Raw genomic sequence first — 14,706 nt, forward strand, 5'->3', positions numbered from 1 at the left:
GGGCGCATCGTGAATATCGATCTTGGCTCATCTATCCTGACATTAGGCCGAATTCTTTTGGGCGGTTTATTCGTATATGGCGGCATCCATCACTTCTTCATCATGCCGCCGCTGACGGCCGCCCTTTCCGCACGCGGTGTTCCTGCTCCGCGGCTTGTTCTGATCGCAGGGTCCATCTTCCAAACGATCGCAGGCGCATTCTTCATCGCTGGCACCTACGTGGCCGCTTCCGCTTTTTGCCTGATTGCATTCACGATCGCCGCGTCGATCATGCTGCTCAATTTCTGGGATATGGCAGGCGCGATGCGCGACACGGCAAAGACGATGTGGCAGACGAATATCGCAATAATTGGCGGCTTGCTGATTGCCGCCGCGCATGCGCTCTAGGTCAGCGCCAGAAAATTCATGCGGAAGCGCACGTAGCGAGCTGCAGAAAATCGGGATCTCGCCTTCAGTGCGTGCCTTCGACGATAATTTCGAAGGACTGTACATCATACTTTTGCTTCAGAAGCGAAAGTAAATCTTCTGGCGGGCCGGCGAACTCCGGCTGATCCCAGCGCACCTCGAACGTCGTCGATTTGCGGCCGTCCTCACCGTTGCTCGTCTGGCGCAGGAAATTCGACCGGTATCCGGCTGCGCTCAGCATACCATAAACATCGCTAACCATTGGCGCGTCGGACCCACCCGCTATCATGACGTGCGCACGCCGCTGCCTCGGGATGCGGAAATCGACCCATTTGAAGCCGACGAGCGCGACGAGAATAACGATCGTTCCGACGCAGCCGAGAACCAGCTGCCCGCCGCCGAAGCAGAGGCCGATCACGGTCATCGCCCACAACGTCGCCGCGGTCGTGACACCGGAAACGAGATTACCGCGCTTCAGGATTGCGCCACCGCCGATAAAGCCCATTCCGGTCAATATGCCGAGCGGCAAGCGCATGAGGTCCATGACCGCGAATGACGCCGGAGTCTTGCCATCAAGCGTCAACAAAATGTTGGCCTGGATCATGGATAGCGCCGCGGCGAGGCTGACCAGAACGGTCGTGCGAAAGCCGGCGCTATGGCCGCCAGCCTCCCGGTTGATACCGACGACGGCGCCCGCGATCACTGTCAAAGTAATCCTGAGGGCGATATCCCACCAATTCGGGTGCAGGGGCATGTCCATTCGACCTCTCCAGCTCGCATATCAATCCTCTCGGCTCCGCCGACTGCACTGTCAGCGGCCCAAAAGCTACGCCTTGCCGGCCGCCTTGGGTCTATCCTACGATTGCCGCGAGATCACGCGCCGTCAATTTCAGAGCCTTGGGAACATAGGACAACATGCAAAGATGGACGGTGTTCCGGAAGGTCCTGCTTTTCATTCTGCTGATCTGGGCGCTTCTGATGATCGTTCCAGATCTGATGCGCGTGGTCCGGCCGCTTTCGGCGTTCGGCTTCTATGCCAACAACAACGGCCTCATCTACGACGTCACCGGTCCGTTCAATAAAGAAGAAGATTCCCCTGCGTGGCAGGCCGGCATTCGACCCGGTGACCAGCTCGATCTTGAGAAGATGCGTTGCTTTCCCTACGAGCGCTCGGTCTGCGCGAGCACGCTGGCGTCTGTCGGTGGCAATCTCTACGTCGCACCTCACAGCACGGCCATAATTCATCTGGTCGAAGGAAATGGCCGGCCAGCGCGCCAGGTCGCGCTAACGGCAGCGCAGCGGCCGGCGAACTGGGTCGTCCGTGCCATCTTATTGCTCGATCAGATCGCAGGCATCGCAGCTGTGCTCGCCTCCGCTTGGCTGGTCTGGCGACGGCCTGGCCCCATGAGCTGGGGGTTCTTTCTTTACGTTATCTGGTTCAATCCGGGCCAAGGCTTCGAGTTCTACGCGCAATTGCAGCGATGGCCGATACTGTTGCTGATTCAGTATGTCCTTGGATGTATCGCCCAGGCCGCCGGCTACACGGGACTGCTTGTCTTCGTCATGCGCGCGCCGACCGGAAAACTACAGCCCGAGTGGAGACCGCTCGAACGTGCGTTGCCGCCGATCACCGTCGTAATCGCTATCGCGCTTATGGCATCGTGCGCGAGCGCATTTGGTTTTGGAACAGAAACTCTGACGCGCGCGACCATCCTGTTCGGTCTCATCATCAGTTTCAGCGCGGTCGTCATCCTGATTCTGAGGCGCCGTTCCCTGACGCCAAAAGACAATCAGCGGCTCCGATGGGTCATGTGGGGTTGTCTGATCGGCTTGCCCGCGTTCGTCATCGCTGATCTCAGCGAATACACGACCGTCTTCGCATCATCCTGGGGTATCGAGCTGCCCGAAGACGTCGCGGGACTTCTTTATCTGGTCAACGGAATCCTCTGCCTGTTCGTCTTTGAAGCCCTGCGACGGCCGCGTGTCGTCAACGTTGCGATTCCGCTTCGCCGCGTGACCGTGCTTGCATTAACAATGAGCGTTCCGGCGCTTCTTCTTCACCAGCAAGCGGAGCACCTGCAGGAGCTTCTGGAGATACCGAACTGGGCTTGGCTACTGTTCGGCGCGCTCGCCGTGTTCGTCATCGGAAAGTTGCATGAGCGTGCGGTCGAACTGGCGGACGATTTTTTCAATCGCGAACTCGACCGGGCGGAGTCGCACATCGGAGAAGCGATCCTGGGCGCCAAAGATCCGGCCGCAATCGATCGCCTGCTCTCCAACGATGCGGCACGCGTGCTGAAATTATCCTCCGCCTCTACCTTTCGCCGTACGGATGAGGGTTTTCACCGTCAGGAAAACGGTCCTGGCTGGAGTACGGCCGCGACGCGTAATTTAGCGCTGGAAGAGGCGGATCTCGCTCGCTTGCAGAAGGGATCGCCGCGTAGTCTTGGAGAAGCGACAGCGAAACACGCGGGCTTTCCCCAAACGGTCGAGACGCCCCTTCTCGCCGTCCCGGCCGCGAGCCGTGCTCATTGCTTTGCAGTTACGCTCTACGGGCCGCACGAGTCCGGCACCGATATCGACCGCTATGAGCGCGACGTGCTGATCAACCTCGGACGCCACGCCGCGGATGCATACGCCCGCTTGGAAAATGAAGAGCTGCGAAAGGTGATTGAGACGCTCAAGCAGCGCCCGGCCGGACGAGGCGCGCTGGCTTAGCCCAGCGGCCGCCCTGTCACCGATCATTGGCAAGCGCCATTCGCCGCCAGCAGCGAAAGCTGCTCCGGCAGCCGGCGAACTCACTTAAAAATCTACGCTTCTTTGATGACGCTGACCGCGATCTTGCCCGAGCGCCGATCGGGTTCTGTTTCGAACTCGACTTTCTGACCCTGAGAGAGACTTCTCATTCCCGCGCGCTCAAGAGCCGTCGCGTGCACGAACACGTCGTTGCCACCACTGTCCGGTGCGATGAAACCATAGCCTTTTTGTTCATTGTAAAATTTCACGGTACCGGTAATCATTGGTAATTCCTTTTGGGATCTGAGTATCTTACAGGCTGATTTTAACGCCCATAGTTGAGCATATTCACCAACCCGCATGGTCGATTTTGGAAAGACGTTTGTGCGCTTGGCTGCGCCGAGACGCTCGTGCCTCGCATATCCTGCCAAAGTTCGATGCCGACTGGTAACACGAAGAATAAAGGATAGGAACCGCTACTTTCCAGATCTTCACCACGCCTTCGCGGCGTCACAATTGCTTCGCGGAGACTCTGGCGGCCGCCCTGGAGCGCACGCCGATTTCCGTGCGACACTGCCGCAAGGTTCGGCCCCAATTCGTGCCCAGTAATACTTCCGCATCCGACCGTTCGTCACGCAGAGCCATCTAACCTGATGTCAATCTCTCCCGCCAAGCGTCGGCTCAGAATACTGAGATGGGCGGTCGCTGTCGCATATCTTTTCCGCGTCCGCCTTCGCAAATCCTTGCGCGATGACGTCTTCGTTCTCGTTCTCACGGGAGCGATCGTCGGCGCATTGAGCGGCGCCATAGCCGCATTGATGGTTTACCTGGCTCAATTTTCGCACCGTCTTCTGTTTAATCTCGCACATGGACAACGGCTTAGCTCGGTGTCGGCGCTGCCAACCGAACTCACGCTGATCGTGCTGACGGTCGGCGGACTCGCAGTGGGCGCCACCTATTGGTATCGGGGTAATCGACGTCATCAAATCGTTGACCCGATTGAAGCCAATGCCCTGCTTGGCGGGCGCATGTCGCTGACAGACAGCACGTATGTTGCGATACAATCCCTTCTCTCAAGCGGCTTCGGCTTGTCGCTTGGTATCGAAGGTGGCTTCACACAGGCGGCTGGCGCGATCGGATCGAAGTTCGGTCAGCTTCTGCATCGCCGCCGCCACGACGTGCGCATGCTCGTCGGAGCCGGCGCGGCGGGTGGCATCGCCGGTGCGTTCGGCGCGCCGTTTGCAGGTGCGGCCTATGCATTCGAGCTGATCGTCGGCAGCTATACCGTGGCGAACCTCGCGCCGATTGTCGTCGCCGCGGTCGTCGGCACGATATCCGCCCACGCGCTGTTTGGACATTCCTACCGTCTCCCCGTCGATGCGCTTGAACTCAGCAACGACGCGCACATCTTTCCGGCCATCGGACTTGGGGTGATCTGCGGGCTTCTTTCCGTTCTCCTGATGCGCGGCGTTACCGCGACCGAGCATGCATTTCATCAGAGTGGCGTCAGAACCGCATTACGGCCCTGTGCAGGCGGCTTCCTCGTCGGCATCGTTGCGATCTTCTTTCCCCATGTTCTTGGATCCGGGCACGATGCAATGACGCTGATGCTGCACGGGAGCTGGCCACTCGCCACCCTGATTGCGGTGCTCTGCGGAAAGATCATCGCATCTGCGTTGTCGCTCGGCTCAGGTTTTCGCGGCGGCCTTTTTTCGACGTCGCTGTTTCTCGGAACCGTAACCGGAACAATCGCCGGTCAGCTCGGCGAAAACGCGGGCCTTTTCGCATCCGCCGACGCCGACATGATGAGCCTTGTCGGCATGGCGAGCTTCGGCGCCGCAGTGGTCGGCGCTCCGATGACGATGGCGCTTCTTGCCATCGAGATCACCGGCGATTTCACCGTCGTCGGGCCGGTACTGCTCGGTGTAATTGCCGCGACGCTGACGGTACGCCAAGTTTTCGGTTATTCCTTCGCGACGTGGCGGTTCCATTTGCGTGGCGAAGCCATCCTGAGCGGCGAGGACATCGGCTGGGTTCGGCAAACAACCGCCCGGGATCTGATGCGCAGGGATATCGCCATCGCTTCGGCCACGATGGGGCTTTCTGATTTCCGCGCAAAATTTCCGATTGGAGCCACGAAATACGTGGCTGCGGTCGATTCGAATGGCGGCTTTGTCGGACTGGTCGATGTCGCGAGTGTCCATGCGGAAGCCGCGCAACAGAACGGCGGCCCGGAACCAACACTGCAAGAGGTTGTTGCGGGCGAGGACAGTTGGGTCGATGCCGCGACTCGTTTCGATCGCCTGATGCCGCTGTTCGAACGCCGGGAGACCGAATTGCTCGTTGTCGTCGATGATAAAAACAAAAAACGCGTTCTCGGTCTTATAACCGAAGCCTTCGCATTGCGGCGTTATCGCCAGGAGTTAGAGGCTCGGCAACGCGAAATGTTCGGATCGCAACCCTAACGCTTGGGAGATCAAGCGCATGCAAATCGGATTCGTTGGATTGGGGCAAATGGGTTCCGGCATGGCCGCGAACCTGCTGAGGGCCGGTCATGGCATCACCGTCTACAATCGCACGCGCGCGAAAGCAGAGGCCCTCAGATCCCAGGGCGCAAAAATTGCCGAAAGGCTCGCGGACGCCTGCGATGGTAGCGCTGTTATTACGATGCTTGCCGACGATACGGCGGTCGAAAATGCTGTCTACGGCGACGGAGGCATCCTTTCGAGCCTTGGCAAAGGCGCAACTCACATTTCATCGAGCACCATCAGCGTCGAACTATCGAAACGACTGGCCGCAGATCACGCACGCGCCGGACAGCACTATGTGGCAGCGCCTGTCTTTGGACGCCCGGAAGCGGCAGCCGCCGCGAAGCTGTTCGTCGTCGCCGCGGGTCCGACGAATGCAGTTCAATCCGTAGCGCCGATATTCGATGCCATGGGGCAAAAAACCTTCACCGTTTCCGAAACGGCCGAATTGGCGAACGTCGTCAAACTCAGCGGCAACTTCCTGATCGCTTCGGTAATTGAATCGCTCGGCGAAGCAATGGCGCTCGTCGGCAAGGCCGGGATCGATAAACACCAGTATCTCGAAATCCTGACATCAACGCTTTTCGGCGCACCGGTCTACAAAACGTACGGCGATCTCATTGCCGCCGCCAAATTCGAGCCTCCTGGATTCGCAGCACCACTTGGTCTGAAAGACGTTCGGCTAACCCTTGCCGCTGGCGATGATCTGCGCGTTCCGTTGCCCCTCGCGAGCCTGCTCCGCGATCGCTTCCTCACCCTGCTCGCCAACGGAGGCGACAACCTCGACTGGTCGGCTATCGGCGGCTTGGCTGCAAAAGACGCCGGGGCCAAGTAAACGGAATGAAATTGCACCTTACGTGGCGGGCCGGGAGGCGATAGCCCGCGCTTATTGCAGTCCTCATCCTTCAACCCAAATAATGGATACTGGAGCCGCCGATTTTATTTATTATTGCATCCATATTTTCGGGACTGCCCTATGAGTAAAGCAGTCGTCTTCTCGCGAAGCACGTTGCCGCCAGGGCCGAAAGGCAGCTTCTTCGGCGGCAGCCTTAAAGACATCGGTCCTCGTCGCGTCGATTTCTTTCTTGATCTCGCGCGTAATTACGGCCCGCTTGCCAGCTTCCGCACCGGCCGCTGGCATCTTTTTCTGGCAAGCGATCCAAACCTCATCCAGCAGGTTCTCGTTACCGACGCGAAGTCCTACATCAAGCATTTCGGTGCCCGCACCTTCAAACCCGTGCTGGGCAATGGCCTCGTCACCAGCGAAGGCGATTTCTGGCTACGACAGCGGCGTTTGCTTCAGCCGGCATTTCTCAAAGCCCAAGTGCAATCGTATGCTCCCACAATGTCGCAGCTTACCGAGCGCATGCTTGCTGACTGGTCGCCGGGAAAATCCGTCAACATCGAATTCGAGTTCAGTGCGCTGACCAGCGCCATTGCGCTAAAGACGCTGTTCGGCCTCGACGAACGCGGCGATCGAAAACGCATCGACGAAAACCTGCGACTGACGTTTGAACTTCTGACTGCCCGGCTCGATACGCCTTTCCGACTGCCGCATTGGGTGCCAACGCGTTCTAACGTGCGTTTAAACCGTGCTCTCTCGGAGGTCCGGAAAGTCGTAGAGAGTTTCATCGCGGCTGGACGCGCGCGGCCGCCGGGCGGCGACTTGCTGTCGATCATGATCGCGGCTCAGCATGAGGATGGGACCGTCATGGACGACTGCCAACTGCGCGACGAAGCCATGACACTCTATCTCGCGGGCCACGAGACGACGGCGCTCGCGCTCACGTGGTGTTGGTATCTTCTCTCACAAAATTCGAAAGCCGAACAAAAACTTGCCGAAGAATGGGAGAGCGTTCTCGGCGGCCGTGCCGCCGGCGCAAATGATCTCGCATCTCTCCCCTACACCGCCGCAGTGATCAATGAGTCGATGCGACTCTATCCGCCGGTGTATGTCATTGGCCGCGAAGCCACGACCGATCTTGAACTCGGCGGCTACCGTGTCAAACGCGGATACACCGTATTGATGAGCCAGTGGGTCAATCACCGCGATTCAAAATACTTTCCGGAACCTGACCGATTTCTACCCGAGCGATGGCTGGACGGACTCGCATCGCGACTGCCGAAGTTCGCCTATTATCCATTTGGGGGCGGCCAGCGTATTTGCATCGGCAGCCATTTCGCGCTGACGGAAGCTGCCATCGTTCTCGCAACCGTCGGGCAGAAATACCGGTTCACAGTGGCCCCCGATGCGGTGATCGACATCAACCCGCAAATCACCTTGCCGCCGAAACACGGCATGCCGGCGACGCTTGAGCGACGCGGCTAACCCGCCTAAGCACTTTGATGCATCGGAGGTTCTCCAAGCACCGGATATTCCGCGGGTCTGTGCGGCAAATGTCCGTGCGTTGCGACGTTCCGCATGACTGAGCCTGCGTAACAGCCCCAACGCAATGCCCGCCATAAAAGAGCTTGACCGAGCGCGAAGCGTTTCGAAAGCAGCGACGATTTCAACGAATGGGCATCCGAGCGCCTCTTTGCCGGATCGCGGTAAAATGTGGTGATCTTGTCAGTACCCATCCCAGGCGAAGCCAACCAGGCGGGAGCATAAATGTTGCAGAGGCGCTCGACATCGAGCAGCGCCTTGCTCGCGCCGGTTCCGCTTACGGGGCATGCAGTCGAAAAAGCATCGCCGACCAATACAATACCCGGCCGCGCGAAATTTTCGGTCGCGATCAAATCGACAGGCCGGATCTTCACCCCACCGCGCACGCTCAGATGACCAGTAAGCCTTTCGAGATTCGGCAAAGCTCGACTGATTGCCGCCATCGGATCTTCACGGAAGGCTCGGAGCCACGGATCGGCGCGATCATGATAGCTGAAGAGATTGACCCGCAGGCCCGACGGCAACGGAAACAGCGTAATGTAGGAAATGCGGTGCGCCGGATCTTCACCGAAGTACGTCAACGAGTCGAATGGGAGATTGGCCGCTTCCGCGTCGAACGCAATCGAGAGCGAGTGGTGTTTGCTGATTTCGCGGCGGTGCATGCCGATACGCTCAAGTAAGCCCGCGCCAAGCCCCGTAGCGCCAATAATCAATCGCGCCGAAAGACTTTCGCTGCCGGCCAAGGCTAGCGTCTGACGCTCACCTGTCAGCTCGATACCGGTGACTTTGTCCCGTAGGAAGGTGACGCCCGACGGCACCAAATCGCGTATCGCGTTTACGAGGTCGCCATAAGCGATGCCATGTTCTACGATCGGTTTGATTTCTGCGAGGCGCCCCAGCCGCGCGACCCAGATATTCTCGTAACGTCGCGCTGCCGGCAAAATTTCGTCGAGCACGCCTGCCTTGCGAAGCGAGTCAGCATGCGGCCGCTCGATCTTTTCGCATCGGAAGTCGGGCCGCGCGCGGTCAAACGGATCGACCAGGACGACCGAATACCCCGCCCGGCCAAGCATGGTCGCGGCCAGCGAACCGGCCAAGCCGGCACCCACGATAGCAACGTCGGCTTGGCGCACGTTCTGATGTTCCCTCGAAAGCTATGTGAAAAACCGCTAGGCGCTTAAGGTTACGCCACGCTTAAAAGCCTTCATCCGACTACCTCACAGTTTGGTATGGTCAACAAAGTGTTACTTCCGGACCCGGCCGCCCGTAGCTGCGCAAACATATTTTTCGGGAGCCCGTCGGGGTTCGACCGGCTCAATCGTCCTATGTCGAGCGGGGCTGGCTGCCATCAGTTGGCCCAACGCTCCTCGATTTTAATTATCTAGATGAGCCAATAGGGAGAGAACGATGCCTGGCGTACGGATTTTGGTTGGAACCCGCAAAGGTGCGTTTATCCTGACGTCGGACGAGACGCGTAAAAAGTGGGATATCAGCGGCCCGCATTTTGCGGGCTGGGAAATCTACCATCTTAAAGCATCCCCCGTTTGCCCGGATCGAATTTACGCCTCGCAGTCGAGCGGTTGGTTCGGCCAGCAGATCCAGCGCTCCGACGACGGAGGCAAAAGCTGGACGCCCGTCGATAATACGTTCGCTTATGAGGGCATTCCAGGCACGCACCAATGGTACGACGGCACGCCTCACCCATGGGAATTCAAGCGCGTTTGGCACCTCGAACCCTCGCTGAGCGATCCCGACACAGTCTACGCCGGGGTGGAGGATGCAGCGCTATTCCGCACAACCGACGGCGGCAAATCCTGGAGCGAGCTTTCCGGTCTGCGGGGCCATGGGTCAGGGTCCAATTGGATGCCGGGCGCCGGCGGCATGTGCCTGCATACGATCATCCTCGATCCCGTCGATCCGAAACGCATCTTCATCGCCATATCCGCCGCCGGGGCTTTCCGGACCGACGATGGCGGCGAGACATGGAGGCCGATCAACCGCGGCTTGAAATCCGAGCATATTCCCGATCCGCATGCCGAGGTCGGTCACTGCGTCCACCGGCTAGCACTACACCCCACACGCCCGAACGTACTGTTCATGCAGAAGCACTGGGACGTGATGCGCAGCGACGACGCCGGTAATTCTTGGCACGAGGTGAGCGGCAATCTACCGACCGATTTCGGTTTTGTCATAGACGTCCACGCGCACGAACCGGAGACGATCTACGTTGTGCCGATCAAAAGCGATTCCGAACACTTTCCAACTGACGGACAGCTTCGCGTCTGGCGTAGCCGCACCGGCGGCAACGACTGGGAAGCCCTGACCAACGGTCTGCCGCAATCGAACTGCTACGTGAACATCCTGCGCGATGCGATGGCCGTCGATAAGCTAGACTCCTGCGGCGTCTACTTCGGCACGACAGGCGGGCAAGTCTATGCGTCCGCGGACGGCGGCGATAATTGGCAGGCGATCGTCCGCGATCTGCCGGCGGTGCTGTCTGTCGAAGCGTCGACTCTTGGGGCGTGACATGGTCCGCGTCGTTCTGCCCGCGCATCTTCGCATTCATGCCAACATCAACGGCGAGGTGGTACTCGCCGTTGACGGCGATGTCACGCAGCGCACGGTGCTCGATGCATTAGAGCAGACATACCCGGTTCTGCGCGGTACCATTCGCGATCATGCAACAAAAAAGAGGCGACCGTTCTTGCGTTTCTTTGCTTGCCAACAAGACATTTCTCACGACGCCCCAGATTTGCCGCTGCCCGACGCGATTGCATCTGGGGCGCAACCCTTCCTGATTGTCGGGGCCATCGCGGGCGGATGATAACCGCTTCGCGTTTCACCCTATCGAGCAAAATCAAATTCATTGCGTCTCGTCCGTCGTGCACGATCCGTAGATTGCTGTTCGCTCATCCGTTTAAATCGCGGACGAGTCTTCCATGATGCGTGGCGGCGTGTAATTGTGCTCCAATCTCATACGGGCAATCTGCACGAGAGGCGATAAGATAACGTGCCGCCCTCAACGGATAAAAATTTCAACGGGAGTACGTGTCGATGGGCGCTCGGACGCCGGTGAGAGCCCTAGCTTTTTCGGTCGTCATCGGCGCCCTTTTATTGATTTCGCCTGCGAATGCGCAGTCAGCGCGATGCCTGCAGACATTCCAACAGTATCGACAATTCACGTATCAGCACGAACTTCCGCATTATCGCGATGTTGCGCGACTAAACAGCATCAAAGACGCCGACCGTACAGAGAAGTGCTCAGACGCCAATCGCGCACTTGCCCGTCGCCTGGACGATTACACAAAAATGACATCGGGCCTCGCTGCCCAGTTCGCGCGCGCTTGCGTCAACGATCCCGTGCTTAGCGATGTCGCCAAATCCGAAGGCGTGCGGGTGGGCAACTCCACAAGCCACGTCGAAGCCACGCTCAATCATCTATGTCGCTGGTGGTATTAGCGGGCAAAGCTTGTCCTCCGGCCCAAATACGCAATGAGGAAGCTGGATCAGGATGGGTTCGGGCGCGCGGCTTCCCATCTTGAATCCCCGCGCCCGAAAGAGTTCGCGCTTACGACTTAAAGAACTGGTATGCCGGTTGAGCTTTCAACGACTCCTTGGTTCCGTTGGTGACGATCTTCAAGCTCGTGCCGTCACGCGTAATCTTTAGATCGCTGAATGGCACCGCTACGTATTTATCGCCCATACCAAGAAATCCACCGACACTCAGAACGACCTCGTCCATCGATCCGTCGGGCTTGAGAATGATATCCTCGATGCTACCGATGTTTTCGTTGGCGGTGTTGTAGACTTTGGAGCCTACCAAAACACTCGTACGCAATTCATCTGCAGTCTGCATATTGTCAGCTGCGAAAGCTGGAACGGCCGAGACACTCGCAGCACCCAGAAGAGCTGCAGCAGCGAGCATCCGTATCGAAAGTCGTGTCATTTTTTTCTCCACCATAATGTGATGGATATAAAGGATATCCGGCGCCCATTTGTTCCGTAGAAAAAGGCATAGGGCTGTACGGCGCGGAAGACTTAAGGCATTCCTGACCCTAGGCGGCTGGCGCTGGCGATGATGTAAAGACGACAACTACTCATTTGTCTGCTTCGCGTAGCGACCAGTTCAAAATCTGCAATTCAGCGAGGCTCGCCCCTCTTGCATCGTCGGGGCGATATGGACGTCGACGAAATCATTGAGATCGGTGCCATCGATCGTCGGCAAACCGACTTTTCCGCTCCCGAAGTCGGTGTATCGATATTCGGCGCGCAACGATAAATGTTCCGTGATTCGCGTCTCCGCGCCGGCTCCAATGAATGCCCCGGAAAGACTCGGCATCTCGACTGTCGCAGAGATATCCGGCTGCGTTCCAATGATGTCGAGCGTGAGATCGCTGAGCGAAACTCTGCTGTATCCGCCAGCGACATACCAAAGGGTATCGGGCGAAAAAAGATAGCCGAGGCGCGCACCAACGGACACCTTTCCATTAACGTCGACATTTGCGCGTGCGGAGAGCGGAATGCCCGGAATGTCGAGCGATGCACCACTTCCGATATCCTCGAAATCGTATTCTCCAAATGCGCCTGCCACCCATCGCGCGTTGAATTGGTAGTCGGCGCCGATGACGACCGTGCCAAAGCCGCCAGTTGAACCGAGACCGTCGAATGAAGCATGAGCGCCAGTTGCGCCGGGCTCCGATGCCACCGCCGCGCCGGGCTTTCCTTCGAATTCGCTTACCAATGAATTGAAGCCGCCGCCCGCACCGACGTAGAAGCCACTCCAGCTCTTCTCCTCGATCGGAAGCGGGCCGTCTTTGAGACTTTGTGCATGAAGGACGCTGGAGTCGATAAGTATCGATCCGATAGTAATAGCCATAGCGATTATAAGTTTGCGCATCTGTGATGCTCCATTCGCTCGAAAATCCAGACGATGGAGCGCCGCGCCGGTAAATCGACTATTAATCAGCAGACTGATCAGATGCGGCAAGAAAACTTATTTCGGACGCCGGCGGTGAACGTGGTTCCCGGGTGTCGTTCGGAAGTCTAACTCTGAATGCCTTGCCCAAAATTTGAATTAGGACTAACGCGGATTGATTCGCAGAGGACGAACCACGTCCGCGCCAGTGCTCAGAGCGGAATGTTGTCGTGCTTCTTCCACGGATTTTCGAGCGTTTTGTTGCGCAGCATGTTGAGCGCGCGGCACAGGCGCTTGCGCGTCGCTGACGGCGTGATCACCTCGTCGATGTAACCGCGCTCGGCGGCGACGAACGGGTTGGCGAAGCGCTGCTTATATTCCTCGATGCGCGCGTCGATCTTTTTCGGATCGCCAAGCTCGGACCGATATAGGATTTCAACCGCACCCTTCGCACCCATCACCGCGATCTCGGCCGTGGGCCAAGCGTAGTTGACGTCGCCGCGAATGTGTTTCGAGCTCATCACGTCGTAAGCGCCGCCATAGGCCTTCCGCGTAATGACCGTCACCTTGGGCACTGTTGCTTCGGCATAGGCGAACAAAAGCTTCGCACCATGCTTGATCAAGCCGCCATATTCCTGCGCGGTGCCCGGCAGGAATCCCGGGACGTCGACGAACGTCACGATCGGAATGTCGAAGCAATCGCAGAAGCGCACGAACCGTGCCGCTTTTCGCGAGGCGTCGCTGTCGAGCACGCCTGCAAGCACCATCGGCTGGTTCGCGACGATGCCGACCGTCCGCCCTTCCATGCGCGCGAAACCCGTCACGATATTCCGCGCGAATGTTTCCTGAATCTCGAAGAAGTCCGCCTCGTCGACGACTTTAAGAATGAGTTCCTTGATGTCGTATGGCTTGTTCGGATTGTCGGGAATGAGCGTATCGAGCGAATAGTCGATGCGTTCTGGATTGTCTTCGGTCGGAATTTCCGGCACGCCCGTCTTATTGCTCGACGGCAGGAAGTCCATCAGGCGGCGCATCTGCAAGAGCGCCTCGACATCGTTCTCGTAGGCACGATCGGCGATCGAAGACTTTGTCGTGTGCACCTTGGCTCCGCCAAGCTCTTCCGCCGTCACCGTCTCGTTCGTCACCGTCTTCACGACATCGGGGCCTGTCACGAACATGTAGCTCGTATCTCTGACCATGAAGATGAAGTCCGTCATCGCAGGCGAATAGACGTCGCCGCCCGCACACGGTCCCATGATGACCGAGATTTGCGGAATAACGCCCGAAGCCAGCACGTTGCGCTGGAATACTTCGCCGTAGCCGCCAAGCGCGTCGACGCCCTCCTGAATGCGCGCGCCGCCCGCGTCGAAGAGGCCGACGATCGGGGCACGGTTTTTCAGCGCCATATCCTGGATCTTGGTGATCTTCTTCGCGTGCGCCTCCGACAGCGAGCCGCCCATGACGGTAAAGTCCTTGGCGAAGACGTAGACCGTGCGGCCGTTGATCGTACCCCAGCCGGTGACGACGCCATCGCCCGGGACCTTCGTCTTCTCCATGCCAAAGTCGGTGCAGCGGTGCTCGACGTACATATCGAACTCTTCGAATGAGCCGTCGTCCATCAAAAGCTCGATCCGCTCGCGCGCCGTCAACTTGCCCTTCTTGTGCTGGGAGTCGATCCGGGACTGGCCGCCCCCGAGGCGGGCAGTCTCGCGGCGCTTTTCGAGTTCGTCGATGAT

Annotated in this window: 14 protein-coding genes; 8 read left to right on the forward strand and 6 right to left on the reverse strand. The window is 58.4% G+C overall.

Annotated features, from left to right (window positions below; genetic code table 11):
- Positions 1-15: 15 nt before the first annotated feature.
- On the forward strand, positions 16-387 hold the full coding sequence (locus tag VHB22_RS00295; protein ID WP_325454957.1) for a DoxX family protein: 372 nt from the start codon (positions 16-18) through the stop codon (positions 385-387).
- A gap of 64 nt (positions 388-451) precedes the next feature.
- Here the strand turns inward: VHB22_RS00295 and VHB22_RS00300 are convergent, their stop codons facing one another.
- A complete protein-coding gene (locus VHB22_RS00300) occupies positions 452-1,165 on the reverse strand; it encodes an MgtC/SapB family protein (protein WP_325454941.1) in 714 nt (237 codons plus the stop codon).
- A gap of 155 nt (positions 1,166-1,320) precedes the next feature.
- On the opposite strand from VHB22_RS00300, the gene VHB22_RS00305 reads away from it, so the two are divergent.
- Positions 1,321-3,123: a hypothetical protein gene (locus tag VHB22_RS00305; RefSeq protein WP_325454942.1), complete on the forward strand. Its 1,803-nt coding sequence runs from the start codon at positions 1,321-1,323 to the stop codon at positions 3,121-3,123.
- A gap of 92 nt (positions 3,124-3,215) precedes the next feature.
- On the opposite strand, the gene VHB22_RS00310 is transcribed toward VHB22_RS00305, so the two are convergent.
- Positions 3,216-3,425 (reverse strand): cold-shock protein, encoded by a 210-nt coding sequence (locus VHB22_RS00310; RefSeq protein ID WP_325454943.1) that lies wholly within the window; start codon positions 3,423-3,425, stop codon positions 3,216-3,218.
- 369 nt (positions 3,426-3,794) lie between these two features.
- Between VHB22_RS00310 and VHB22_RS00315 the strand changes: the two genes are divergently transcribed.
- From VHB22_RS00315 to VHB22_RS00325, 3 genes are all read left to right on the forward strand, one after another.
- Positions 3,795-5,606: a chloride channel protein gene (locus VHB22_RS00315; RefSeq protein WP_325454944.1), complete on the forward strand. Its 1,812-nt coding sequence runs from the start codon at positions 3,795-3,797 to the stop codon at positions 5,604-5,606.
- Between the two features lie 19 nt (positions 5,607-5,625).
- Positions 5,626-6,504: an NAD(P)-dependent oxidoreductase gene (locus VHB22_RS00320; protein WP_325454945.1), complete on the forward strand. Its 879-nt coding sequence runs from the start codon at positions 5,626-5,628 to the stop codon at positions 6,502-6,504.
- Between the two features lie 141 nt (positions 6,505-6,645).
- Entirely contained in the window at positions 6,646-7,998 is a 1,353-nt protein-coding gene (locus VHB22_RS00325; RefSeq protein ID WP_325454946.1) for a cytochrome P450, read from the forward strand.
- Positions 7,999-8,003: 5 nt separating this feature from the next.
- Here VHB22_RS00325 and VHB22_RS00330 read toward each other — a convergent pair whose 3' ends face one another.
- Positions 8,004-9,188, reverse strand: a complete 1,185-nt coding sequence (locus VHB22_RS00330; RefSeq protein WP_325454947.1) for an NAD(P)/FAD-dependent oxidoreductase — start codon at positions 9,186-9,188, stop codon at positions 8,004-8,006.
- Between the two features lie 274 nt (positions 9,189-9,462).
- Here VHB22_RS00330 and VHB22_RS00335 point away from each other — a divergent pair, with 274 nt between their 5' ends.
- The 3 genes from VHB22_RS00335 to VHB22_RS00345 all read left to right on the forward strand — a co-directional run bounded on the left by VHB22_RS00335 (position 9,463) and on the right by VHB22_RS00345 (position 11,514).
- Positions 9,463-10,581 (forward strand): exo-alpha-sialidase, encoded by a 1,119-nt coding sequence (locus VHB22_RS00335; protein WP_325454948.1) that lies wholly within the window; start codon positions 9,463-9,465, stop codon positions 10,579-10,581.
- 1 nt (position 10,582) lies between these two features.
- Positions 10,583-10,879 (forward strand): MoaD/ThiS family protein, encoded by a 297-nt coding sequence (locus tag VHB22_RS00340; protein WP_325454949.1) that lies wholly within the window; start codon positions 10,583-10,585, stop codon positions 10,877-10,879.
- Positions 10,880-11,109: 230 nt separating this feature from the next.
- Positions 11,110-11,514, forward strand: a complete 405-nt coding sequence (locus tag VHB22_RS00345; RefSeq protein WP_325454950.1) for a hypothetical protein — start codon at positions 11,110-11,112, stop codon at positions 11,512-11,514.
- A 109-nt stretch (positions 11,515-11,623) separates the two neighbouring features.
- Here VHB22_RS00345 and VHB22_RS00350 read toward each other — a convergent pair whose 3' ends face one another.
- The 3 genes from VHB22_RS00350 to VHB22_RS00360 form a co-directional block, all read right to left on the reverse strand.
- On the reverse strand, positions 11,624-12,001 hold the full coding sequence (locus VHB22_RS00350) for a PRC-barrel domain-containing protein (RefSeq protein ID WP_325454951.1): 378 nt from the start codon (positions 11,999-12,001) through the stop codon (positions 11,624-11,626).
- A gap of 180 nt (positions 12,002-12,181) precedes the next feature.
- Positions 12,182-12,952: an outer membrane protein gene (locus VHB22_RS00355; RefSeq protein ID WP_325454952.1), complete on the reverse strand. Its 771-nt coding sequence runs from the start codon at positions 12,950-12,952 to the stop codon at positions 12,182-12,184.
- A 230-nt stretch (positions 12,953-13,182) separates the two neighbouring features.
- On the reverse strand, positions 13,183-14,706 hold a 1,524-nt coding region (locus VHB22_RS00360), incomplete at its 5' end, for an acyl-CoA carboxylase subunit beta (RefSeq protein ID WP_325454953.1).

Source organism: Hyphomicrobium sp. (assembly GCF_035548195.1).
In the GTDB taxonomy this organism is placed as follows: Bacteria; Pseudomonadota; Alphaproteobacteria; order Rhizobiales; family Hyphomicrobiaceae; genus Hyphomicrobium_B.

Bases quoted from the DNA above. Each gene is read 5' to 3' on its own strand.
- VHB22_RS00315 (WP_325454944.1), top strand. From the start codon at position 3,795: ATGTCAATCTCTCCCGCCAAGCGTCGGCTCAGAATACTGAGATGGGCG.
- VHB22_RS00355 (WP_325454952.1), bottom strand. From the start codon at position 12,952: ATGCGCAAACTTATAATCGCTATGGCTATTACTATCGGATCGATACTT.
- VHB22_RS00320 (WP_325454945.1), top strand. From the start codon at position 5,626: ATGCAAATCGGATTCGTTGGATTGGGGCAAATGGGTTCCGGCATGGCC.
- VHB22_RS00310 (WP_325454943.1), bottom strand. From the start codon at position 3,425: ATGATTACCGGTACCGTGAAATTTTACAATGAACAAAAAGGCTATGGT.
- VHB22_RS00350 (WP_325454951.1), bottom strand. From the start codon at position 12,001: ATGACACGACTTTCGATACGGATGCTCGCTGCTGCAGCTCTTCTGGGT.
- VHB22_RS00345 (WP_325454950.1), top strand. From the start codon at position 11,110: ATGGGCGCTCGGACGCCGGTGAGAGCCCTAGCTTTTTCGGTCGTCATC.
- VHB22_RS00340 (WP_325454949.1), top strand. From the start codon at position 10,583: ATGGTCCGCGTCGTTCTGCCCGCGCATCTTCGCATTCATGCCAACATC.
- VHB22_RS00325 (WP_325454946.1), top strand. From the start codon at position 6,646: ATGAGTAAAGCAGTCGTCTTCTCGCGAAGCACGTTGCCGCCAGGGCCG.
- VHB22_RS00335 (WP_325454948.1), top strand. From the start codon at position 9,463: ATGCCTGGCGTACGGATTTTGGTTGGAACCCGCAAAGGTGCGTTTATC.
- VHB22_RS00305 (WP_325454942.1), top strand. From the start codon at position 1,321: ATGCAAAGATGGACGGTGTTCCGGAAGGTCCTGCTTTTCATTCTGCTG.
- VHB22_RS00300 (WP_325454941.1), bottom strand. From the start codon at position 1,165: ATGGACATGCCCCTGCACCCGAATTGGTGGGATATCGCCCTCAGGATT.